Origin of the sequence: Candidatus Pelagibacter sp. HIMB1493, assembly GCF_052047995.1 — a bacterium.
Lineage (GTDB): Bacteria > Pseudomonadota > Alphaproteobacteria > Pelagibacterales > Pelagibacteraceae > Pelagibacter.
Genome location: NZ_JBNAIP010000001.1, coordinates 99,451 through 122,019, shown reverse-complemented (window position 1 = coordinate 122,019; position 22,569 = coordinate 99,451). Strand labels below are relative to the sequence as shown.

The window sequence follows — 22,569 nt, the reverse complement described above, 5'->3', positions numbered from 1 at the left end:
CTAAGCAATTGGTAAACCATTCTCAGCTTTTTGTGACGGGTGTACTAAAGTAACTTTTCCTTCAGCATCTATTGCTCCTAAAACCAATACTTGTGAAACTACACCAGCAATATTTTTCTCAGGAAAATTACAAACTGCAATGACTTGCTTTCCTTTTAAATTCTCCTCATTATAATAATGAGTAATTTGAGCTGATGATTGTTTGACGCCAATTTCACTCCCAAAATCTACTTCAACTACTAAAGATGGCTTTCTAGCCTTTTCATTTTTTTTAACTGAAATAACAGTGCCAACTCTAATATCTACTTTGTCAAAAGTGTCATAGGTAATTTGCTCTTTAATCATAATATAATATAGTGTTTTAAGTATATGAGTATAGATAACAATTTATATGAAAAATCAATCAAGATTTTAACTGACTTAATTGCATTTAAAACTATCTCAGGCCAAGATAATAGTAATTTGATTGATTATTGTGAAAATATTTTAAATAACATCGGAATAGATGCTTTCAAAGTTTACGATGACGATAAAAAAAGAGTTAATCTATTTGGAACTTTAAAAGCAAAAAATCAAAGCACAAAAAAACCAATCATTTTATCAGGACACACTGATGTGGTTCCAGTTTCTAAAGGATGGAGCACCGATCCATTTGTTGCAACAATTAAAAACGATAAGCTTTATGGAAGAGGATCATGTGACATGAAAGGATTTATTGCTTGTACACTCGCTTATGCACCAATATTTAAAGAAAGTAATTTAGATAGAGATTTACATTTCTGTTACACTTTTGATGAAGAGACTGCATGTATTGGTGCTCCTCTGTTGATAGAGGAATTGAAAAAAAGAGATATCAAAAATGGAATTTGTATAATTGGAGAACCAACTACAATGAAAATAATAGATGCTCACAAAGGTATGAATGAATACACAGTTCATTTTGGAGGACTAGCAGGACATAGTTCAAAGCCACATTTAGGAGTAAATGCTGCAGAATATGCTACTAGGTATGTTGGAAAACTTTTAGAAATAAGAGAACAGTTAAAAAAACGAGTTAAAGAAAATAGTATCTTTGATCCTCCACATTCAACCTTATCAATTGGGGGCATTAAAGGTGGTATTGCACATAATGTTATTGCAGACAAATGTAGTGTTGAATGGGAAACAAGGCCAGTTGTAAAAGAGGATGGAGAATTTGTAACAAATGAAATTGATAAATATGCAAATGAAGTACTGCTCCCGGAAATGAAAAAGGTATTTCCTGATTCTTACATAAAAAAAGAAACGATTGGTGAAGTGGTTGGGTTTAATAGATTAGATGAATCTGAAGCATGTGAATTTGTATCAAATATAACTGGTGATAATTCAAGGGAAGTGGTTTCTTTTGGAACAGAGGCCGGTTTATTTCAAGAACTAGGAATTAGTACAGTTGTTTGTGGACCTGGATCCATAGAACAAGCTCATAAAATTGATGAATTCATAGAATTAAACGAAATGAAAAAATGCCTTAAATTTTTAGAAGGTGTAAAAGATAAATCAGTAAATTAACTCCAACCACCTACTGCTTTTACCTCTAAAAATTCTTCTAAGCCATGTTCGCCAGCTTCTCTACCAATACCAGAGTGTTTAAAACCTCCAAAGGGTGCATCAACTGCAATACCAGCTCCATTAACATCTACCATTCCAGATCTTAATTTTCTAGCCACTCTTTGAACTTTTTCAGAGTCTTGGGTTTGAATATAGTTTGTTAATCCATAAGAAGTATCATTTGCAATTTTAATTGCCTCTTCCTCTGTTTCAAATGGGATAACAGATAGAACAGGTCCGAAAATTTCAGTCCTTGCAACATCCATATTGTTATCTACATCTGCAAAAACAGTTGGTTTAACAAAGTAACCTTTATCTAATCCATCAGGTTTACCTGTTCCTCCAGCAACTAATTTTGCTCCTTCATCAATACCTTTTTGAATTAAAGTTTGAATTTTATTATATTGAGTTTCTGAAATAACTGGACCTATGTGTTCTCCTTCTTTTTTAGGATCACCAACTTCAAAATTTTCAGTATATTTTTTTAATCTCTCAATAGCTTCATCATACATTGATTTTTCAACCAACATTCTTGTTGGGGCATTACAAGATTGTCCAGAATTTCTAAAACATCTTAAAGCACCTCTTTCAATTGCTTCTGGATCAGCATCTTTAAAAATTATATTTGCCCCTTTACCACCTAATTCTAAGCTTACTCTTTTAAAATCTTTAGCAGCGTTTTGAGAAATCAAAGCTCCAGCTCTTGTTGAGCCTGTGAAAGAGATCATATTAATATCTGGATGGCTTGTAAGAGCATCGCCTGTTGTTGCTCCATCACCATTAACCAAATTAAACACACCTTTTGGAAATTTTACCTCATCAATAATTTCAGCAAGTATCATTGATGAAAGTGGCGCTAATTCTGATGGCTTTAATACCATAGTGCAACCTGCCGCAATTGCTGGCATTACTTTTAAACAAACTTGGTTCATTGGCCAATTCCAAGGTGTTATTAATGCACAAACACCTTTAGGTTCATAAATTAATCTTTGGTTAGGAGCGTGTTCTCCCAATGGTTTTTCAAATTCGAAATTTTTCAAATATCTGATAAATGATTTAATATGACTTGCTCCTGTTCCTGCTTGTAATTTTGTGGCAAAATCTTTTGGTGCACCCATTTCAAGAGTTATGGCTTCTGCAATATCTGCCCATCTTTTTTTATAATTTTCATAGAGTTTTTCTAATAATGTGATCCTTTCTTCTTTAGAAGAAAAAGCCCAAGACTCGTTTGCATCTTTTGCTGCACTAACTGCTAAATCAACATCTACTTTATTTCCTAAAGTAATTACAGCACAGTTTTCTTCTGTTGCTGGATTGATTACTTTAATTTCTTCAGCACTATTTGGTTTAACCCATGCTCCATTAATATAAAAATTTTTTTTGTCTAACATGATTTAAAATTATCCTTTCCTTATGATTTTGCAAATAAATTTGTTAATTCGTAAACTATTGTTGCAGCTGCAAGAGACGTAACTTCAGCATGATCATATGCCGGTGAAACCTCTACAACATCAGCTGAAACTAAATTTAATCCAGACAACCCCCTCAATACATTTACCATTTCTCGTGTAGTCATTCCCGCAATTTCTGGTGTACCTGTACCAGGTGCAAAAGCTGGATCCAAAACATCAATATCTATAGATAGATAAAGTGGATTATCTCCTACTCTTTTTCTAATCCTTTCTGCAATTTTATCTATTCCTTCAGTTTGAAATTCATCACAGTGAATTATTTTAAAACCAAAACTTTCATCATTTTTAATATCATCTCTACTATAAAGAGGTCCCCTTATACCAACATGCATTGAAGCATCATCTAAAAATAAACCTTCTTCTCTTGCTCTTCTAAAAGGAGTTCCATGTGTATATGGAGCGCCGAAATAAGTATCCCAAGTATCTAAATGAGCATCAAAATGAACTAAAGAAACTGGTCCTTTATTTTTTTTATTAATTGCTCTTAGCAGTGGCACTGCAATTGTATGATCACCACCTAAGCTAATTATTCCACCTACTTTATTTAATAAATCAGTTGCTCCCTCTTCTATTTGTTTAATAGCTTCATCAATACTAAATGGATTGCATGAAATATCGCCAGCATCAGCAACTTGTTGAATTTTAAAAGGCTCCACATCATAACTTGGATGATAATTTGTTCTTAGATGTCTAGATGCTTGTCTTATACTCTGAGGACCAAATCTCGCCCCTGGTCTATAACTGGTTCCAGCATCAAACGGAACACCAACAATCGCTACATCACAGCTCTCAACATCTCTCAATTCTGGTAATCTTGCAAAAGTACTTGGGCCAGCATATCGAGGTACTTTTGTTCCACTTACCGGTTGAATAGGGTTTTTGTTTCTTTCTTTTGTCATTTTTTAATAATCTAAGATAATATTATCTAATCTAATTCGTCTATAAAAAATTAATGAAAATTATTATTTTATTCATCTTAATATTTCAGTTTTCACATGTAAATGCTGATGAAATATACAATCTAATCAAAATTCCGAACTTACAAATCTATAAACTAAAAAATGAGAACAATATCCGTTATTTAAATGCAAAAGGAGATTTTAAAATAGGAGTAGATGACAACATTACCTGCAATAAGACAAATCAAGAAAATCTTAATACAAAATTTCCAATCATTGAAAGAAATATTAAAAGATATAATTCTAAATTTCTTAAAAAAATAGATTTAAAATATGTTGTATTTTGTGAAGGTTTATTTATTTCGAACATCAATACTGGTGGAATACCAGATAACAAAAATAGAACTTTAATATTAGATATAAACTTTAACGAAAAATATTTTGAAAGAATGATTCATCATGAAATTTTTCACATGATTCAAAATAGTTATGAGAATGATTTTAATGATAAAAAATTTTCTTTATTTAATAATTCTGATTTTAAATACGCTGAATGCTCCACTTGCTCAGATAGATTAAATTTAGATTTATATAAAAATACCAATGGTTTTTTAACAGAATATTCCAAATCAATTCCATCAGAAGATATGGCTGAAATCTTTTCTTTTTTAATGGTTAATAAAAATTTGATTGAAGAGAAAATAAAAAACGACCCTATATTAAACAAAAAGGTTAATTTTATTAAATTAAATATATCTAAAATAGATGAAAATATTTTATGATTAAAACAATTAAGGCATCAAAATCAGAAAAAATTTTATTTATTTTTTTAATAGTCTTAGCCGTTTCTGCTTTTTCATCTTTTTTTTTATTAAAAAATAAATGTCTATTTATAGACAACAATGATTTAAAAAAATTAAACTTTAAGAACCCAAATAATATCGCTGTAATGAATTTAGAATGTGGAAACGTTATTATTGAGTTATATCCTGACATTTCTCCAAAAGCTGTCGAAAGATTTAAAACGCTAATTGAAAAAAAAATGTATGATGGTTCGGCATTCTATAAAGTTGTTGAAAATACTTTAGTTCAAGCTGGTGATATTGAATTTGGGAATATTAAATATTTAGATTACTCAAAAATTGGAAGTGGAAAATCAGGATTGGGATTATTGAAATCAGAACTTAGTGACGATTTTGAATTTACTGAAGGTAGTGTCGGTTTTGCAAGATCAACAGAATTTGACTCTGAAGATAGTGAATTTTTTATTACCTTGAAAGATATCCCAATTTATCAAGGAGAATACACTCCACTTGGAAAAGTAAAGTTTGGTCTAGATATTCTTAAGAAAATTAAAACAGGTAATAAAGCAATCTATGTACTTAGACCTGATTATATAAACACTTTTAGAATGTTAGAGACTAATTAACTAAAGGTTTTCCGGTTGAAAGAGTATGTTTAATTCTATCTTGAGTTTGTTTGGTTTCTATCAATCTCATAAAAGAATCTAACTCTAACTTATAAAGATCATCTTCTGATAAAGTTTTATCTAAATTTGTATCACCACCACTTAAAACATTTGCAAGTTCAGTTCCAACATGCATTCCATGATCTAATATTATTTTATCATTATATAATTTCTCTAAAACTTTAATCATCTTTTCTTTCAAAGGTTTTCCAGATAAATTAAATTTACACTCTTCTGGAGGAACAAAATCGTTATTTTGATGAATAAGTTTTCTCGCCTCTTCAAAAAGACTGTTTCTATTCATGATTTTTTTATCCTCAGGTTTTAAGTATTTTAAAGGCTCAGCTTCTACTGGAGAAGTTGCAGTTTTTGCGTATCCAATAATATCAAATACTTTTAAAGGAGCATAATCAGGATCAGATTTTGCTTCTTCTGTTTGTGACCATCTCCATAACATTTCTTTACATCCACCTCCAGCTGGCACCAATCCAACAATTGTTTCTACAAGACCAACCACAATATTTGTGTGTGATGCAACAAAGTTACTTTGAACTAAAACTTCAAAACCACCACCTAAAGTAAGACCGGAAGGTGCAGACACTACCGGGTACTTAGAATATTTTAATGTTTTGCAAGTATCTTGGAAGTATTTAATAAATTTTTCTATAGATTTGAAATCATTCTTATCTGCAAAATTCATCGTATAACTCAAATTCACACCTGCAGAAAATTGCATGCTTTCATTCATAACAATAAGTGGTTTGTCAGTTGCATTTTTTAATGCATCCATTGAATCATAATCTAGTGCACAAGCTTTTGTAGTAAATTCGACTATATTAAAATCTTTAAAACGGTGAATTTCAGCAGAATTATTTTTATCTACTTTTATTGCTGTTGGTCTAATTTTTCCTAGTGTTTCAATATCAGTATATAATTGTCTTTCTCCATAAAAGTTTTCATCTTTTGACTTAGATAAATTTTCTAAAAATTTATTATTTTCAAAATTATCTATCCTTAAAAAAAAGTTTTTAACTCCAATTGATTTTAACATTTCAAAAGGACCCATTGCCCAATTGAAACCAAGTCTCATTGCTTCATCTATATCGTTGAATTTGTCTGTAATTCCTGGAACTAAAGAAGACGCGTATTTAATTATTTTAGAAACTACTTCCCAAGCATATTCTCCATATTTATCTTTTCGATTAATTAAATTATTTATATCTACTGTTTCAATACCTAAATCTATTTTTTTTGAGGTTGTATATTCACCTGTTTCTAAATTGATAGCCTCTAATATTTTCTGGTTTTCATTTTTATTCATTCTATAAAAACCACCTTTTCCTTTACGGCCAGCGTAACCAGTATCAATCAATTTTTTTACTAATGGAATTTCTTTTGCAACAGTTTGAAATTCATCATTATCAGAAAGCTCTTTAATGAAACTTTTTAAAACATCAGCCATTAAATCAATTCCAATTAAGTCATATAAGCCAAAAACTCCTGTTTTAGGTATGCCCATTGGTCTTCCAAAAACTGCGTCAGCTTCCTCTATTGATAGTTTCATTCTAAATGCTTCAGTCATTGCTACCTGCATTGCATAAACACCTATTCGATTTCCTAAAAAACCAGGTGTATCATTACAAACGATAGCACCTTTACCTAATTCAATTTCACAAAATTTTTTAAGAGAATTAATTTTATTCAAATCATTATTTTCATTTTTTACAATTTCAAGTAAACCCATGTATCTAACTGGATTAAAGAAATGAGTAATGCAAAAATCTTTTTTTTCTTCTTCTGTTAATTTTTCTGATAAAACTTTTATTGGGATAGATGATGTGTTTGATGAAACAATTGCTCCCTGTTTTCTATTCTTAAATATTTTTTCATAAATATTGTGCTTTATATCAATTCTTTCAACAACAGCCTCAACAACCCAATCAGCTTCTTTCACTACATCAAAATTATCATTAATATTTCCAACTTTAATATTTTTAATTTTGGTTTTATCTAAAAGTAATGGAGGTCTTGATTTATGAATTCTGTCTCTAGCTTTTTCAGATATTTCTGTTGTTAAATCTAAAAGAGTTACAGGTACATTTGCGTTACACAGGTGCGCTGCAATTCCACTACCCATCGTACCAGATCCAATAACAACTACTTTTTTTATATCCATAATAAATAAACTTCTATTGAATTAATCAAAAACTTGAAATAAGACAAATTTCCTGATTAATTAAATTGGTAAGCTATATAAATTAACACAATATTAAAGAGAAAAATGTACAATTCAGTAATAGCTGGTTACTCCAGATCACCTTTTGCAATGGCAAATAAAGGGAAATTAATAGATGTAAAACCAGTTAATCTACTAGCTGAAGTAATTAAAAATCTTGTTTCACAATCAAAAATTAATCCAAAAGAAATTGATGATGTTGTTGTTGGCTGCGCTTTTCAGGTTGGTGAACAATGTTTTAATATTGGAAGATTAGTAACTTTTTTATCAGATCTAGATATGAGAGTTCCTGGCATGTCTGTAGATAGATGGTGTGGATCTTCAATGGAGGCAATTCATATAACAGCAGGAAAAATAGCAATGGGATCAGGTAAGATGTTTATCTGTGGAGGAGTAGAAAGTATGACAAGAGTTAGAACTGGATTTGATCCTTTGCCCTACCCTTATTCTGATGAAGAAAAACAAAACCCACATTTATATTTATCAATGGGAATTACTGCAGAGAATGTTGCAAAAAAATATAATATTTCAAGAACTAAGCAACAAGAGTTTTCTTTAGAAAGTCATAGAAAAGCAAATGAAGCACAACAAAAAAATAAATTTAAAAACGAGATTACTAAAATAGGTGATTGTGAATTAGATGAAAATATAAGACCTAATAGCACAATGGAAAAATTAGATAGTTTAAAGTTGGTGTTTGATCAAAATGGAACTGTAACAGCTGCAACTTCGTCTCCTCTAACTGATGGAGCTGCTGCAACTCTGATATGTGAAGAAAATTTTGCAAAAGAGAATGGTTTAGAAATTCTTGGGAGAATAAAATCTACTGCTGTTGAAGGATGTGATCCAAACTATATGGGGTTAGGGCCAATTTCAGCGACCAAAAAAGCTTTGGAAAGAGCTAAACTTTCAATAAAAGACATTGATATTGTGGAGCTAAATGAAGCTTTCGCATCTCAATCACTAGCTTGTATCAAAGATTTAGAAATAGATATTAATAAAGTAAATTTGGATGGTGGAGCAATTGCTTTAGGGCATCCATTAGGTGCAACTGGTGCGAGGATAACAGGAAAAGCTGCACAACTTTTAAAAAGAGAAAATAAAAAGTACGCTCTTGCTACTCAATGTATTGGTTTGGGAATGGGAATTGCAACAATAATTGAAGCGGTTTAATTTTATCTATTAATTCCTCTTAATCTTTCAGATCTTCTTCTTAATAGTTCTGCACTAATTAATATTAAAGTTGAAAGAATAATTAAACATGTTGCAACAGCTAAAATTGTTGGACTAAGCTGCTCTCTTAAACCAGTCCACATTTGTACTGGAATTGTAGTATTTTCTAAACCAGCAAGAAATAAAACTACAACTACTTCATCAAATGAAGTTACAAATGCAAATAAACCTCCTGAAATTACACCTGGTAATATCAATGGAAGAGTAATTTTCATAAAAGTGTTTACAGGGTTACTACCTAAGCTAGATGCAGCTCTTGTTACACTATGATCAAATCCTGATAATGTTGCTGTTACAGTAATTACAACAAATGGAGTTCCTAGTATTATGTGAGCAAACACTATTCCTGTATGTGTAGCTGCTAAACCAACTTTTGCCATGAAAAAGAATATTGCAACACCTGATATAATTAATGGAACAATCATAGGAGAAATAAGAGTTGCCATTATAATTCCTTTATAAGGCATGTGCCTACTGCTTAAACCTAACGCAGCCAATGTCCCAAGTATTATCGATCCTATCGTTGCAAATATTGCAATTATAAAACTATTTTTTGCAGCTAGTCCCCATGGGTTTTTAGTTCCATAAACCATATCCTTATACCATCGTAAAGAAAAAGCATCAGGATCAAGATTTTTCATTCCTTCTGAAAAAACTAAAAATTCCTCAGCATTAAATGATAATGGAAATATTACAAATAGAGGCGCGACTAAAAAGAAAAATACAAAAGCACAAATAGCTAAATAAAAATAATGCCAAATTCTATAACGCGTTTCTGTATAACTTGGTAATGCCATATTTATCCTAATTTAATATTGTCTACCCCAACTAGTTTATTATAAATCCAATAAATAACTAAAACTCCAGTTAACAACATTAATCCCATCGCTGATGCAAAGCTCCAATCTAATGTTGTTTTCATATGATAAGCAATCTGGTTACTGATTAATGTTCCAGACGCACCGCCAACTAATGCTGGAGTAATGTAATATCCAATTGCTAAAATAAATACTAACAAACATCCTGCTCCTATTCCTGGAATAGTTAATGGAAAATATACTTTCCAAAAAGCGACGAATGGAGTTCCTCCTAAAGATTTCCCTGCTCGCATTAAACTTGGAGAGATTGTTTTCATAACACTATAAAGTGGAAGAACCATGAAAGGTAATAATATTTGTGTCATTGCCACATAAGTTCCAACTTTATTATACATCATCTCTGGTCTGTTATCGTCAGCAACCAACCCTATCATGACAAAAAAATCATTAACGACTCCTTGTTGCTGTAACAAAATCATCCAACTCGCAGTTCGAACTAGCAATGAAGTCCAGAATGGAAGAAGAACACAAATCATCAAAAGATTTGAATACTTCATTGGCAATGTTGCTAATAAATGTGCGATAGGATAACCCATTACAAAGCAAAATAGAGTTACAAAAAAAGCAATTTCAAGCGTTCTTAACCACAAAATTCTATGAATTCTTCTATCTTCATCTACTTGCGCTATACTTCCATCAGCAGCATAATACATGTCCATACCTTTTAAATATTTAGCTAATGTATAAGGTGGCGCTGTTCTTTTTATAGCCTGCCAATATTCAACGTTACCCCAGTTCTTATGAACCTTTATCATTTGTTCTTTGAAACTAGCGGTTTCGTCTATTTTTTTTCTTTTAATATTTCTGAAAAGTCTTTTCGTTGTTGAGTTAAAACCATTTTTCTCTTTATTTAATCTTTGCCCAAGTTTTCCATGCTCTTGGTTTTCAACTAAAACCTTATAATCATAATAAAAACTCTCAAACACTTCCTCTGATGGTAATTCTTTTCCATCCCATGTTTCCATAGATTTAAATGTCTTTGGAAGCATATTTGTGATCATTTTGTCATCAATACTTCTGGTAAACATTTCACCAATTGGAAAAATGTAAGTAATTACTAAAAATAAAAGTAGAGGAGCTACTAGAAGAAAAGCTTTAATCTTATTCTTCCGTTCAGCTTTTTTTAAACTGACCTCGAGTGGTATTCCGTCAGTTGTTAAAATTTGTTTTGCCTCAGAGCTCATAAAAAAATAGGGCGGTTAGTTAATAACCGCCCTAAATATATTATATAAATTCAGTGATTAAAACTGAAATTATAGGCCTGCTTTAAAAGCTTCCCACTTCTCACCAATCTCTGTTCCATAGTCAGCCCAGAAGAATGGGTCTACTAAGAAATAGTTTTTAGTGTTAGCAGGAGCAGTTGGCATTTGAGGCATCATTTCTGTTTTACCATCTTTGTACCATGGCTCACCAGCAGTGATTACATCAAGAGAAGATTTTCTCCATGGAGCGTATGCAATGTACTTCGCACTACCAGCTAACATTTCAGTGTTAGTCATCATAGCTAAAGCTTTCATAGCATTCTCTTGGTCTGGACCACCATCAACAAGTGCGAAATATTCGTAGTCAAGACCTTGACCATCCCATACTTGTTTAATTGGAGCACCTTCACCAACTTCAGCATTAAAGAATCTTCCGTTCCAACCAGTTGCCATAACAACTTCACCAGCAACTAATAATTCAGGTGGTTGAGCACCTGCAGACCAGAATACACATCCACCATTTGGATCTGTACAAAGTTTCTTAATTTTGTTTAACGCTCTGTCGATTCCACCGTCTTCTAAAAGTTTTCTGTAAACTCTAGTTCCGCCGTCACCTAACTTCACGCCATCCGCAGCTAAAGCAATTTCTAAATTAGTTAAAGCACTAGTATAGATTGCTCTTTTTCCTGGGAATTTTTTAGTGTTAAAGAAGTCTTTAATTGACTTTGGCTCTTTACCACCGAATGCTCTTGTATCAAAAGCATAGTTCCAAGAATATAAGATGTTTCCTACAGCACATTCACTTGGCATTCCTGTGAAGAAATCTTCACTTGCAGGAGTTCCATCTGGTGCAGCTGGGAAGTCTTTGTCAAAATCAAATTTAACAAATAAACCTTCATCACATCCGTTAATTGTATCGAATGCAAACAGGTCTATGATATCCCAAGTAATAGCACCTGCTTCTTTCTGTGCTTTGATTTCTGATAAACCACCAGAGTAGTCAACCCAGTTGATATCTACTCCAAGTGCCTTAGCAGTTGGATCACCATACCCTAACTTTTGAGACTCTGTATAAGCTCCACCCCAAGATGCAACAGTAACTGCAAATGCTGATGAAGTTATTGAAAGAGCAAAAGAAAGAGCAAGTAATAATTTACTTAATTTTTTCATTATTCCTCCGTTTAAACGTTAATATAAATTAATTTATATAACGAAAGTACACCAAAATGAGCAAGTGAAGTCAACAGCTCATTTTATCTTATAATGATTTGGGTTTTTTAATTGATGCTATTTTGGATCTAAAGCTCTAGCATCAACACTGTTCCAACCAATGTTGATATCTTCTTTTACTTTTAGCTCAAGGTTAGAGGTGCTGTTTGGTACTTTTAAAATAAACTCAGAACTACCAAGTAAGTCTAGTCTAACTCTTGTGTGGTCTCCATGGTAAATGACTTCTTCAATTTTACCAGTAAACATATTATCCATTTTATCAGTTGGATTTATCAATGCTCTTTCTGGTCTTAAAGATACTGTAGTTTTTTCACCTTTTGATTTTACCGAAATAGGGTTAGCTAATATTTCTGCATTACCTAATTTAACTTTACATTTATCTTTATCTATATCGGAGACCTCACCATTAAATGTATTATTTTCACCTATAAACTCTGCAACAAAAGAATTTACTGGTTTCTCATATAGTTCTGCTGGATCAGATAACTGTTGAACTTTACCATCATTAAATACAGCTATTCTGTTTGACATAGTAAGAGCCTCACTTTGATCATGAGTTACATAGACAACAGTTACGCCAATACTTTCATGAATATGTTTAATTTCATACTGCATGCTCTCTCTTAAATTTTTATCTAATGCACCAAGTGGTTCATCCATTAAAACAACAGCTGGATCAAATACTAGTGCTCTTGCAACAGCAACCCTTTGTTGTTGTCCTCCAGAAAGTTGTGCTGGCATTCTAGACTCAAATCCATTTAAAGAAACCATCGATAAAGCTTTATCTACTTTTTTATCAATTTCATCTTTTTCAACTTTTCTTACTCTTAAAGGAAAAGCTAAATTTTCATAAACTGTCATGTGAGGAAATAGTGCATAATTTTGGAACACCATTCCAATTCCTCTTTTGTGAGGTGGAATATTTGAAATAATATTTCCATCTAATAAAATTTCTCCATTAGTTGGAGTTTCAAATCCAGCTAACATCATTAGGCAAGTTGTTTTACCTGAACCAGATGGTCCAAGCATCGTTATAAATTCACCTTCAGCAATATCTAATTGAAGATCTTTAACGACAAGTACTTTACCGTCATAACTTTTATCTACTTTATCAAATTTTACGAATTCTGGATTTTTAGACATAAAGTTGATTATTAAACATTTGTGAAAGTAGAATTCAATAGTAAATTAACTCTTGATATGAAGCTCTTTTGGAAAATTACAAAATAACTCTGAACCGTTTTCTGTAACCCTAATAGCCTCAGACGCCTCAACACCCCAGTCACCAAATTGCATCACAGCAATCATATGGAAACAAACATTTGGCTCAAGAACTGTCTTGTCTCCTTTATATATATTAAGAGTATGCTCTCCCCAATCAGGAGGGTAACCAATCCCTATTGAATAACCAGTTCTTGATCTTTTTTCGATACCGTATTTATCAAGTATTTTCCAAAAAGCTTGAGCAACATCATCTACCGTATTTCCTGCTTTAATTGCACTAATACCAGAGTTTAAAGCTTCAATAGTTTTATTCATCGTATCTATTTTTAATTGATTAGGTTTTCCAAGCAAAACTGTTCTCGCCATAGGAGCGTGATATCTTTTATAAACTCCAGAAAGTTCAATAATTGTTGCTTCTCCCTCAACAAATTTATCTTGAGTAGCGGTTAAATGTGAAGCAGAAGTACCTTTTCCTGTAGGAAGAAGAGTTGCAATACTTGAATATTCACCACCAAATTCCTCTGTTCCGTAAAAAAGTGCTTTTTGAATTTCACCAACCGCATCACACTGTCTGACACCAGGTTTGATTACCTCCATTGCAGTTTTCATTCCTTGTTCTGAAATTTTTGCTGCTGATTTCATATAATTTATTTCTGCATCAGATTTTGTAAATCTTGCCCAATTCACCAATCGATCGCTGTCTTTTATTTTAGCATTTGGCAAACCTTGTTTTATTTTTTCATAACAAAAAGCAGTAAAATAGTGAGCATCCATCTCTAACCCGATTGATAGATTATCCCATTTTCTTTCTTTAATTATTTCAACTAATCTATCGTAAGGATGTTTTGGCCAAGTATGAATGTACTCTTCATCATAAACTAAAATATTTTCATCTTTTAAATAAGTTTTTATATAAGCCCCACCTGCATCTTGAGCTCTCACAAAACATAATGGTTCATCAGCATTTACATGAACGATTGCACATTGAGCATAATAGAATGACCAAGCATCATAACCAGTTAGATAATATAAATTATTTGTATCATGAGAAATTAAAAGCTCGATGCCTTTTTCTTGCATCATTTTTTGAACTTTTTTTAATCTTTGTTTGTATTCTTCTTTAGTAAATGACATTAGTTTACCTCAAATAATTTTCCAAATCCCTCAACAGAGTTATTTTTATTTATTTTTACAAGTGTATCCCAAATTAACGCTTGATTGCTAGATAAAACTATTGTGTTTAATTTTTTTTCAAGTTTATCAATAATTGGTAATACAGGTAATGCTGTACATGAAACAAACAAAGCTTCTGCCCCATTTAAATCAATTTTAGATAATACTTCATATAAATAATCTTGATCTACTTTACCAATGTCATAATCAGCTTCGATATCAAAGTAAGAATTAGAGGTAATTTCAAATCCCTCAGTTTTAAAATATTCTAAAACCTCATCATTTAATTTTTTACTATAAGGTGTGAACAAAGAAATTTTATTTATATTTAATTTTTTTAAAGCTTTGATTGCTGCTGTGCTAGGCGTTGTAACATCAGCCATTGGTTTTGCTGCTTTTACTTTTTGTTCAATAGAATTATATCCAGCTGCAATGGTCCCAGAAGTACAACCATAAACAACACAATCAATATCTTGATCTGGCAAAATATCTTTTGCAACCTCAGTTACTTTATTAGACATTTTAATCAGGTTTTCTCGAGTTAATGGATTGTAACATTCAATACGGTTTACAAAAAAATCAATTTCCCTGTCTTTTATGACATTAATGAAATCTCTCTCAATCATAAAATCACTTGCAAGAGCTATTAAGCCAACTCTTGGATTTGATTTACTAATGTATTTTGGATCTATTTTTGTTGAATTCATATTTTAAAAGATGAATATATCAGAAGTTCTTTAATAATCATTAATATTAAATTAACGACATGAATTTAAAAGATACCTTCATTGCATCGCTGGTTCCGATTTTTTTAGGATTTGGTTTTGTCATTGCAAAACCAGCATTTGAATCTTTTCCACCAATTTTATTAATGGGTTTAAGATTTATATTTGCGGCATCAATTTTAGTCTGGTGGTTTCCAATACCGAGAGGATATTTATTAAAAATATTCATAGCATCTTTAATAGCAAATACTTTACAGTACAGTATTACTTACTCTGGTTTAGACTTAATTGATGCATCATCTGCGGTTTTGTTAGTACAAATGGAAGTACCGTTTGGAGTTATTTTTGCTTACTTTATGCTTAAAGAGAAACCAACAGTTAGGGCTTTAATTGGTATTGGTATAGCGTTTATCGGTGTTTATGTTTTAACTGGATCACCAAATTTAGATGGAAAAATTATTGGTATTGGATTGACCATACTAGGCTCTGCTATTTGGGCTCTTGGGCAAGTAATGGTGAAACCTTTAAGTAAAGAAATTAATCCTTTAGCATTAGTTGCTTGGATGGCATTATTTTCTGGTCCAATTTTAATTCTATTATCAGCGATCATTGATGGAAATACTATTGAATATTTTGCTAATGCAGAAATTAATCATTGGATAATTGCAATCTACATTGGTTTTATAATGCAGCCAGTTACATATGGTTGCTTTTATTATGTCATAAAAAATAATCCAATTTATAAAGTTCTACCAATTGTAACTATGGGAATTCCTCCAACAGGATTGTTGGCTGCGATTTTTCTTTTAGGAGAAGAACCGACAAAAGAATTGTTCATTGGTGGAGTAATAATAATTATTGGTGTCATATTAATAGTTTTTACAAAAAATAAAAAAGAAGAGGTAAAATAATGAAGATAGGTTTTGTTGGTCTAGGAAATGTAGGTGCTAAACTTGCAGGAAGTTTGTTAAGAAATGGATTTGACTTAACAGTAAGAGATGTAGATCAAAATTTAACAGATCAATTTAAAAATTTAGGTGCAAAAGTTTCAAATTCTGGAAAAGAACTTGCAGAACAAGTTGATCTTGTAATTACTTCTTTGCCATCTCTAAAAGTAAGCGCAGAAGTTATGGAAGCTGAAGATGGAGTACTTCAAGGCCTTTCTGAAAATAAAATCTGGCTTGAAATGAGTACTACTGATGAAGCTGAGGTAAAGAGAATTGGAGAAAAAGTAATTGCAAAAAACGCTATACCTTTAGATGGCCCAGTAAGTGGTGGTTGTCATAGAGCTGCAACAGGAAATATTGCAATTTTTGTAGGTGGTGAGAGAAAAGCATTTGAAAAAATTTTACCTGTCTTAATAGTCATGGGAAGAAAAGTTTTACATACTGGTGAATTGGGCACAGCAAGTACTCTTAAAGTAATTACAAATTATTTAGCCTCAGTACATTTGGTTGCTTTAGGAGAAGCTTGGACAGTTGCTAAAAAATCTAATCTAGATCTTGAAAAAACATTCAAAGGAATAGCTGCATCATCAGGAAATTCATTTGTTCATGAAACAGAAAGTCAGGTAATCTTGAATGGTTCTTATAATATAAATTTTACAATGGATTTAGTTTTAAAAGATACAGGTTTATTTGATGATCTGGCCAAAAAATTAAATGCTCCACTAGAGATATCTCCAAAAGTTGTTGAAATATTTAAAGATGGACAAAAAAAATATGGGTCTAGAGCCTGGTCTTCTATGATCGTAAAAAGGATGGAAGATTTAAATAATATTGATTTTAGAGCTAAAGGTTTTCCAGAGGAGTTAGTTGATAATGAGCCCGAGGAAAAAGGATATGAAATCTAAATAGTATGCTAAAATAAAATTATGTTAGATAAAAGAAAATTTTATATTGACGGTGAATGGGTAGATCCAATTAAGAGGAATGACTTTGATGTTATCAATCCATGTAATGAAGATCCATGCGCAGTAATTTCTCTAGGATCCACTGAAGATACAAATAGAGCTGTAAAAGCTGCAAAAACAGCATTTGAAACTTGGAAAGAAACCTCAAAAGAGGAAAGAATTAAATTATTAGAAAAATTATTAACTATTTACAAAAAAAGATTTAATGAAATGGCAGAAGCTATTTCATTAGAAATGGGTGCTCCAATGGATTGGTCGAATGATGTTCAAACAGCATCAGGAAGAGATCATTTAGAAGATTTTATTCTAAGACTTAAAAATTTTAACTTTGAAGAACATTTTGATGAAAAATCAAATAATCATATTTGTTATGAACCAATTGGAGTTTGTGGATTAATAACTCCCTGGAATTGGCCAATAAATCAAATTGCTCTTAAAGTTGCTCCGGCATTTGCAACTGGTTGTACAATGATTTTAAAACCCTCAGAAATTGCTCCTATATCGGGAATGTTGTTTGCTGAAATGATTGATGAAGCTGGTTTTCCTAAAGGAGTTTTTAATTTAGTAAATGGTGATGGGGCTGGAGTTGGATCGGATATTTCAAGTCATCCAGATATTGATATGGTTTCTTTTACAGGCTCAACAAGAGCTGGAAAGTTAATTTCTAAAAATGCTGCTGATACAATTAAAAGAGTTTGTCTTGAGCTAGGTGGTAAAGGTGGAAATATTGTTTTTGCTGACAGTTATAAAGATGCAGTGAGAGATGGTATCAGAAATGTAATGAGTAATTCAGGACAATCTTGTGATGCGCCTACAAGAATGTTGGTTGAAAAATCTATTTATGAAAGAGCAGTAAAAGAAGCTGTTGATGAAGCTAATAAAATTAAAGTTGATCAAGCGACTAAAAAAGGTGATCACATTGGTCCTGTAATTTCAAAAGTTCAGTACGATAAAATTATAAATCTTATTGAAAGTGGAATTTCTGAGGGAGCAACTTTGGCTGCTGGAGGACCAGAATTACCCAATGGTTTAAATAAAGGATATTTTATTAAACCAACTATTTTTACAGATGTTACTAATGAGATGAGAATTGCAAAAGAAGAAATCTTTGGGCCTGTTTTATCAATTATTCCGTTTGATACTGAGGATGAAGCAGTGAAAATTGTAAATGATACTTCTTATGGTTTAGGAAATTATCTTCAAACTGATGATAAAGAAAAAGCTCATAGAGTTGCAAAAAAATTAAGATCAGGATGTGTTTATATAAACGGTAATGCAGCTGATGTTGGAACACCTTTTGGTGGTTACAGGCAGTCCGGAAATGGAAGAGAAGGAGGAGTTTGGGGATTGGAAGAATTTTTAGAGTTAAAAAACGTAACTGGTTGGAATTAATTTGAATTTCTCAAATACCTTAATCTTCCAATAATTTCATCACGATCCATGTAATATCCTTGTAGATGTCTGTGACCAGAATTTGGATCAAATTCAGTTCTCCCATGAAGCAATCTTCTATTGTTGAAAGTAAATATATCTCCTGGCCCTAATTTAAATTTAATTTGAAATTTATCATCGTGTAATAAATTTCCAAATCGATGATGAGCTTTATAAACTTTGTCCATTAAATCAGGATGGCAATCTAAGGCATCCATAGTTGCAACACTAAATCTAATGTCGTGATAATCATTATCTTTAGTTAAAGAAATTGCTGGCGCATAATAACTTCTTACTGACTCTTGTGTATAATCCATATCTCGAAATTTGAGGTGAACATTAACTAGTGTATCAAAGATTTCCTTTTCATTTTTTCTTAAATAATCAGCAACTGCAAATCCATCTACAGCTGAAGAATCTCCACCATTTGCAGAATTAACCAGGCAGTGAAGGAATTGATAACCTGGAGGTGTTTCAAACCAAGGTAAATCCATATGATTTCTCAAAGCATGTGCTGTATAAGCAGAATTGTTTGGTTTTGGAATATTAATTACCTCAAATGGAGTTTTAAAAAAAGTTTCTCTAGTATGACTAATTCTATTTAAAACTTTAAATCCAGAGTTCTCATCTGTCGGTGCATTTTTTACAATTGCAATTCCAGTATGATGCAAAAGTTCCAACCATTTAATTAAGCCTTCATCTGAATTAACGATTTCATCATGATCAATTTCTACAGATTTTAAATGATCTTGAAGAGAATTATCCCAAAGCTTGTAGGGTGATTTGTATTCCAAATTGTTTTTAATTGTATAACAATTATCTCTCAGCCATTTTTGATCATAATAACTAACATGATCTCCCTCACTCCACACAATTTGGAGTTTACCATCATTGTTTAAAGAAAATTTTTTAGGATTTATATCTTTAGATACTTTGAGAATGTTAAACATTCTATGACGAGAATCTTTATCGTGTGCTGTAGGACAATTATCTCTTAACCACAAATAATTAAACTTACTTTTTTTTCCATCACTCCAATCAACTTCTAAATTAGTAGAATTTTTAGTTATATTTTCAATTTTATAATTTTGTTCCATCAACTTTTATAATTTGAATTTTCACGATCTAATTTTCTTAATAATGCAGCCCACTCTGTTTTTCCATCATAATTATAATCATCTGAATTACTCATATTATCCCAAAAATAAGCAGCTTTTTGTTTGTCTATTTCATGTTTATTTAATCCCATAGATAAGTTTTTAACTTGAACAGTACATGCTTGTTCTAAATAATATGCTCTAAAAAAAGCTTCTGCAGCAGTTTTACCTACAGTGTAGTATCCATGATTTCGTGTAATTAAAATATCATGCTTCCCTATAAGGTTTTCAAATTTTTTTCCAAAATCTTTATCCTCAACAAATTCGTAATCGATATATCCAATTAAATGATTTAAATAGACTGCTGCTTGTGAAAGATGCATCAAACCTTCTTTAGTTCCTCCAACTGCCATAACATCATTAGCATGTCCGTGAACATAAAAGTTAACATCAGAACGTGAATTAAAAATCCATTGTGCAAGATTGATACAACCATCATTTAACCATGGTCCATCTGAATTTATTTTTCTACCATCTTTATCAATCTTTACTAAAGATGATGCTGTAATCTCTTCATAAAACATTCCATAAGGATGAACAAAAGAACAATCTTTATCTTCAGCTGATCTAGCTCCAGCACATTGATTAGCTAAATCTGTCATCCCATACATGTGTAAAATTCTATAAAGGGCAGATAGTTCGCATCGAATATCTTGATCTGATTTGGTCATAAATTAAATGATTATTTAAATGACTAGCAAAATCAAACAAAATCGAATTTATAAAAATCAATTATCAGTTGTATAGAAATTGTTTTACATTATGCTCTATGAACTGTTAGAACTTAATTGATGTCAAAAATTGAAATCAACAACGTATATAAAATCTTTGGTAATAATCCAAAATCAGTGCTTCCAATGGTCAAGGAAGGTTCAACTAAAGATGAAATATTAGAAAAAACTGGGCACACAGTTGGATTAGATAATGTTTCTCTTAAAATTGAAGAAGGTGAAACGTTTGTTTGCATGGGTCTTTCGGGCTCAGGAAAATCTACATTAATTAGACATTTAAATAGACTTATAGATCCAACTGATGGTGAAATTTTGGTTGAGGGCACAAATGTGATGTCGCTTGATAAAGAAAAGCTTATTGAGTTTAGAAGACACAAAATGAGTATGGTCTTCCAAAGGTTTGGTTTATTCCCGCACAAAACAGTCTTGCAAAATGTTGGGTATGGTTTGGAAATGCAAGGTAAGTCCGAAGATGAGAGAAATAAAATCTCAATGGAAAAAATTGATGCTGTTGGATTAAATGGATTTGAAAATCAATATCCAAGTCAATTATCTGGAGGAATGCAACAGCGAGTTGGTTTGGCAAGAGCATTAGCAACAGATACGGATATAATGTTGATGGATGAAGCTTTTAGTGCTCTAGATCCACTAATAAGAAGTGATATGCAAAAACAACTTATTGATCTTCAATCAGAATTAAAAAAAACAATTGTATTTATTACTCATGATCTTGATGAGTCATTGAGATTAGGTGACCATATTGGAATTTTAAATTCAGGAAAATTAGTACAAGTTGGAACGCCAGAAGAAATTATAATGAATCCTGCAGATGATTACGTAAAAGCTTTTGTTAAAGATGTGAATAGAGCAAAAGTGATCAAAGCAAAAATAATTATGAAAAATTTAAATGATTCTGAAAATATAGATAAATCAAACGTTATTAAAGTAAATGAAGATCAATTTATTGAAGAATTTTTACCTCAAATAGTTTGTTCAGACTCAAATTGTGAAGTAGTTGATAAGAACGGTAATATTAAGGGTTATATTACTAATCAAGAATTACAGTCTTCTTTAACTAAATCTTAAAATAATATTATTTAGCAAATCTTTTATATTTTGGAAGTTTGTCATTGATTTGATAAAAATCTGACTTTGAACCTACAAATATATTTCTAAAAGTTTTTAGTTTTGTTTTACCATCAAACATTCCTGCGGAAATTGAAACATTGTCAGATTTATCAACTTTAAAAAATATACTTGCCCCACATTTATTGCAAAAACCTCTCTTGGAATTCTTAGATGACTTAAACCACTTTAAAGTAGTTTTGTTTAAAAATTTAAGTTCTTTGTCTTTAATATTTGTATAGGCTCCAAACACACCATGAGTTTTTCTGCATTGCACACAATGGCAATTAGATACACTTCTTAGTTTATTAAGTGTTTTAAACTTTACACCTTTACATAAACAACTGGCTGTTAATACTTTTTTCATAAAAATCTTATTATATGATATTAATATTAAATTAAAAAATTAAATGTCAGTTTTTCTTAAAAGCTTCAATATCACAAAGAACTGGGTTGATTATAACAATCATATGAACATGGCTTATTATGTTTTGATATTTGATGAAGCATGGGAAGTAGCGCTTGAAAAGTTTAAAATGGGAGCAAGTGCAGCAAAAAATCTTAATAGAAGCACTATGGTTGTCGAGACAAACACTAAATATATTAATGAGGTCAAAGAAGGTGAAACTGTTGATATAAACCTCACTTACTTTGACCATGATAAAAAACGATTACATTTAAAAATGGAAATGGTTACAAAAGAGACTAAAAAAATCTCAGCATCGATGGAATGGATATCTCTATACATTGATCTCAACAAAAGAAAGGTAACCGAATTCGAAGAAGAAAAGTTGAAGTTGATGGCTAATTTTATAAAGGAAAATGAAGCTGAATTTTCAAGTGAAAATCTTTTGTTCTCTTCAAAACTGAAGAAATAATTAAATAT

At 31.4% G+C, this 22,569-nt stretch carries 22 protein-coding genes; 9 read left to right on the top strand and 13 right to left on the bottom strand.

Translation table 11 applies throughout. The features are described 5' to 3' along the window. The gene (locus tag ACTTBK_RS00655; RefSeq protein WP_440619473.1) at window positions 1-342 is read right to left on the bottom strand and encodes a tRNA-binding protein; all 342 of its coding nucleotides are present in this window, start codon (window positions 340-342) and stop codon (window positions 1-3) included. 27 nt (window positions 343-369) lie between these two features. On the opposite strand from ACTTBK_RS00655, the gene argE reads away from it, so the two are divergent. Continuing rightward, window positions 370-1,548: an acetylornithine deacetylase gene (argE, locus tag ACTTBK_RS00650; RefSeq protein WP_440618141.1), complete on the top strand. Its 1,179-nt coding sequence runs from the start codon at window positions 370-372 to the stop codon at window positions 1,546-1,548. On the opposite strand, the gene ACTTBK_RS00645 is transcribed toward argE, so the two are convergent. Beyond that, window positions 1,545-2,978 carry an aldehyde dehydrogenase family protein gene (locus ACTTBK_RS00645; RefSeq protein WP_440618140.1) on the bottom strand — a complete coding sequence of 478 codons (1,434 nt, stop codon included), beginning with the start codon at window positions 2,976-2,978 and terminating at the stop codon, window positions 1,545-1,547. The genes argE and ACTTBK_RS00645 overlap by 4 nt on opposite strands. 20 nt (window positions 2,979-2,998) lie before the next feature. Then, complete coding sequence (gene speB, locus ACTTBK_RS00640; RefSeq protein ID WP_440618139.1) at window positions 2,999-3,958, bottom strand: agmatinase; 960 nt, start codon at window positions 3,956-3,958, stop codon at window positions 2,999-3,001. A gap of 53 nt (window positions 3,959-4,011) precedes the next feature. Here speB and ACTTBK_RS00635 point away from each other — a divergent pair, with 53 nt between their 5' ends. After that, window positions 4,012-4,740, top strand: a complete 729-nt coding sequence (locus tag ACTTBK_RS00635; protein WP_440618138.1) for a putative zinc-binding metallopeptidase — start codon at window positions 4,012-4,014, stop codon at window positions 4,738-4,740. Then, the gene (locus tag ACTTBK_RS00630; RefSeq protein WP_440618137.1) at window positions 4,737-5,387 is read left to right on the top strand and encodes a peptidylprolyl isomerase; all 651 of its coding nucleotides are present in this window, start codon (window positions 4,737-4,739) and stop codon (window positions 5,385-5,387) included. Before ACTTBK_RS00635 ends, ACTTBK_RS00630 begins: the two co-directional genes overlap by 4 nt. Here ACTTBK_RS00630 and ACTTBK_RS00625 read toward each other — a convergent pair. Continuing rightward, a complete protein-coding gene (locus ACTTBK_RS00625) occupies window positions 5,380-7,602 on the bottom strand; it encodes a 3-hydroxyacyl-CoA dehydrogenase NAD-binding domain-containing protein (protein ID WP_440618136.1) in 2,223 nt (740 codons plus the stop codon). The two genes, ACTTBK_RS00630 and ACTTBK_RS00625, sit on opposite strands and share 8 nt — an antisense overlap. Window positions 7,603-7,707: 105 nt before the next feature. On the opposite strand from ACTTBK_RS00625, the gene ACTTBK_RS00620 reads away from it, so the two are divergent. Beyond that, on the top strand, window positions 7,708-8,835 hold the full coding sequence (locus ACTTBK_RS00620; protein ID WP_440618135.1) for a thiolase family protein: 1,128 nt from the start codon (window positions 7,708-7,710) through the stop codon (window positions 8,833-8,835). A 2-nt stretch (window positions 8,836-8,837) separates the two neighbouring features. On the opposite strand, the gene ACTTBK_RS00615 is transcribed toward ACTTBK_RS00620, so the two are convergent. The 6 genes from ACTTBK_RS00615 to ACTTBK_RS00590 all read right to left on the bottom strand — a co-directional run bounded on the left by ACTTBK_RS00615 (window position 8,838) and on the right by ACTTBK_RS00590 (window position 15,309). After that, complete coding sequence (locus ACTTBK_RS00615) at window positions 8,838-9,692, bottom strand: ABC transporter permease (RefSeq protein WP_440618134.1); 855 nt, start codon at window positions 9,690-9,692, stop codon at window positions 8,838-8,840. A 2-nt stretch (window positions 9,693-9,694) separates the two neighbouring features. Then, window positions 9,695-10,957 (bottom strand): ABC transporter permease, encoded by a 1,263-nt coding sequence (locus ACTTBK_RS00610; protein WP_440618133.1) that lies wholly within the window; start codon window positions 10,955-10,957, stop codon window positions 9,695-9,697. Between the two features lie 69 nt (window positions 10,958-11,026). Next, window positions 11,027-12,145, bottom strand: coding sequence for an extracellular solute-binding protein (locus tag ACTTBK_RS00605; RefSeq protein ID WP_440618132.1), 1,119 nt, complete (start codon window positions 12,143-12,145; stop codon window positions 11,027-11,029). 117 nt (window positions 12,146-12,262) lie between these two features. Continuing rightward, a complete protein-coding gene (locus tag ACTTBK_RS00600; RefSeq protein ID WP_440618131.1) occupies window positions 12,263-13,348 on the bottom strand; it encodes an ABC transporter ATP-binding protein in 1,086 nt (361 codons plus the stop codon). Between the two features lie 45 nt (window positions 13,349-13,393). Continuing rightward, complete coding sequence (locus ACTTBK_RS00595; RefSeq protein ID WP_440618130.1) at window positions 13,394-14,563, bottom strand: M24 family metallopeptidase; 1,170 nt, start codon at window positions 14,561-14,563, stop codon at window positions 13,394-13,396. After that, entirely contained in the window at window positions 14,563-15,309 is a 747-nt protein-coding gene (locus tag ACTTBK_RS00590; RefSeq protein ID WP_440618129.1) for a maleate cis-trans isomerase family protein, read from the bottom strand. The genes ACTTBK_RS00595 and ACTTBK_RS00590 overlap by 1 nt, the downstream gene beginning before the upstream one ends. 59 nt (window positions 15,310-15,368) lie before the next feature. On the opposite strand from ACTTBK_RS00590, the gene ACTTBK_RS00585 reads away from it, so the two are divergent. From ACTTBK_RS00585 to ACTTBK_RS00575, 3 genes are read left to right on the top strand one after another with little or no spacing between them, the layout of a single operon-like run. Beyond that, window positions 15,369-16,238: a DMT family transporter gene (locus ACTTBK_RS00585; RefSeq protein ID WP_440618128.1), complete on the top strand. Its 870-nt coding sequence runs from the start codon at window positions 15,369-15,371 to the stop codon at window positions 16,236-16,238. Continuing rightward, a complete protein-coding gene (locus tag ACTTBK_RS00580; protein WP_440618127.1) occupies window positions 16,238-17,179 on the top strand; it encodes an NAD(P)-dependent oxidoreductase in 942 nt (313 codons plus the stop codon). Before ACTTBK_RS00585 ends, ACTTBK_RS00580 begins: the two co-directional genes overlap by 1 nt. Before the next feature lie 21 nt (window positions 17,180-17,200). Then, window positions 17,201-18,631 (top strand): aldehyde dehydrogenase family protein, encoded by a 1,431-nt coding sequence (locus ACTTBK_RS00575; RefSeq protein WP_440618126.1) that lies wholly within the window; start codon window positions 17,201-17,203, stop codon window positions 18,629-18,631. Here ACTTBK_RS00575 and ACTTBK_RS00570 read toward each other — a convergent pair. Further along, window positions 18,628-19,767: a TauD/TfdA family dioxygenase gene (locus ACTTBK_RS00570; RefSeq protein ID WP_440618125.1), complete on the bottom strand. Its 1,140-nt coding sequence runs from the start codon at window positions 19,765-19,767 to the stop codon at window positions 18,628-18,630. The genes ACTTBK_RS00575 and ACTTBK_RS00570 overlap by 4 nt on opposite strands. Further along, window positions 19,767-20,498: a class II aldolase/adducin family protein gene (locus ACTTBK_RS00565; protein ID WP_440618124.1), complete on the bottom strand. Its 732-nt coding sequence runs from the start codon at window positions 20,496-20,498 to the stop codon at window positions 19,767-19,769. The genes ACTTBK_RS00570 and ACTTBK_RS00565 overlap by 1 nt, the downstream gene beginning before the upstream one ends. A 120-nt stretch (window positions 20,499-20,618) precedes the next feature. Between ACTTBK_RS00565 and ACTTBK_RS00560 the strand changes: the two genes are divergently transcribed. Further along, window positions 20,619-21,644, top strand: a complete 1,026-nt coding sequence (locus ACTTBK_RS00560; RefSeq protein WP_440618123.1) for a quaternary amine ABC transporter ATP-binding protein — start codon at window positions 20,619-20,621, stop codon at window positions 21,642-21,644. 7 nt (window positions 21,645-21,651) lie between these two features. Here ACTTBK_RS00560 and ACTTBK_RS00555 read toward each other — a convergent pair whose 3' ends face one another. Next, window positions 21,652-22,050, bottom strand: coding sequence for a GFA family protein (locus tag ACTTBK_RS00555; protein WP_440618122.1), 399 nt, complete (start codon window positions 22,048-22,050; stop codon window positions 21,652-21,654). A gap of 43 nt (window positions 22,051-22,093) precedes the next feature. Here ACTTBK_RS00555 and ACTTBK_RS00550 point away from each other — a divergent pair, with 43 nt between their 5' ends. Further along, complete coding sequence (locus ACTTBK_RS00550) at window positions 22,094-22,561, top strand: thioesterase family protein (protein ID WP_440618121.1); 468 nt, start codon at window positions 22,094-22,096, stop codon at window positions 22,559-22,561. The last annotated feature ends 8 nt before the right edge of the window (window positions 22,562-22,569 follow it).

Coding starts and splice junctions, on each gene's coding strand:
- argE (WP_440618141.1), top strand. CDS start 370: ATGAGTATAGATAACAATTTATATGAAAAATCAATCAAGATTTTAACT.
- ACTTBK_RS00645 (WP_440618140.1), bottom strand. CDS start 2,978: ATGTTAGACAAAAAAAATTTTTATATTAATGGAGCATGGGTTAAACCA.
- speB (WP_440618139.1), bottom strand. CDS start 3,958: ATGACAAAAGAAAGAAACAAAAACCCTATTCAACCGGTAAGTGGAACA.
- ACTTBK_RS00635 (WP_440618138.1), top strand. CDS start 4,012: ATGAAAATTATTATTTTATTCATCTTAATATTTCAGTTTTCACATGTA.
- ACTTBK_RS00630 (WP_440618137.1), top strand. CDS start 4,737: ATGATTAAAACAATTAAGGCATCAAAATCAGAAAAAATTTTATTTATT.
- ACTTBK_RS00625 (WP_440618136.1), bottom strand. CDS start 7,602: ATGGATATAAAAAAAGTAGTTGTTATTGGATCTGGTACGATGGGTAGT.
- ACTTBK_RS00620 (WP_440618135.1), top strand. CDS start 7,708: ATGTACAATTCAGTAATAGCTGGTTACTCCAGATCACCTTTTGCAATG.
- ACTTBK_RS00615 (WP_440618134.1), bottom strand. CDS start 9,692: ATGGCATTACCAAGTTATACAGAAACGCGTTATAGAATTTGGCATTAT.
- ACTTBK_RS00610 (WP_440618133.1), bottom strand. CDS start 10,957: ATGAGCTCTGAGGCAAAACAAATTTTAACAACTGACGGAATACCACTC.
- ACTTBK_RS00605 (WP_440618132.1), bottom strand. CDS start 12,145: ATGAAAAAATTAAGTAAATTATTACTTGCTCTTTCTTTTGCTCTTTCA.
- ACTTBK_RS00600 (WP_440618131.1), bottom strand. CDS start 13,348: ATGTCTAAAAATCCAGAATTCGTAAAATTTGATAAAGTAGATAAAAGT.
- ACTTBK_RS00595 (WP_440618130.1), bottom strand. CDS start 14,563: ATGTCATTTACTAAAGAAGAATACAAACAAAGATTAAAAAAAGTTCAA.
- ACTTBK_RS00590 (WP_440618129.1), bottom strand. CDS start 15,309: ATGAATTCAACAAAAATAGATCCAAAATACATTAGTAAATCAAATCCA.
- ACTTBK_RS00585 (WP_440618128.1), top strand. CDS start 15,369: ATGAATTTAAAAGATACCTTCATTGCATCGCTGGTTCCGATTTTTTTA.
- ACTTBK_RS00580 (WP_440618127.1), top strand. CDS start 16,238: ATGAAGATAGGTTTTGTTGGTCTAGGAAATGTAGGTGCTAAACTTGCA.
- ACTTBK_RS00575 (WP_440618126.1), top strand. CDS start 17,201: ATGTTAGATAAAAGAAAATTTTATATTGACGGTGAATGGGTAGATCCA.
- ACTTBK_RS00570 (WP_440618125.1), bottom strand. CDS start 19,767: ATGGAACAAAATTATAAAATTGAAAATATAACTAAAAATTCTACTAAT.
- ACTTBK_RS00565 (WP_440618124.1), bottom strand. CDS start 20,498: ATGACCAAATCAGATCAAGATATTCGATGCGAACTATCTGCCCTTTAT.
- ACTTBK_RS00560 (WP_440618123.1), top strand. CDS start 20,619: ATGTCAAAAATTGAAATCAACAACGTATATAAAATCTTTGGTAATAAT.
- ACTTBK_RS00555 (WP_440618122.1), bottom strand. CDS start 22,050: ATGAAAAAAGTATTAACAGCCAGTTGTTTATGTAAAGGTGTAAAGTTT.
- ACTTBK_RS00550 (WP_440618121.1), top strand. CDS start 22,094: ATGTCAGTTTTTCTTAAAAGCTTCAATATCACAAAGAACTGGGTTGAT.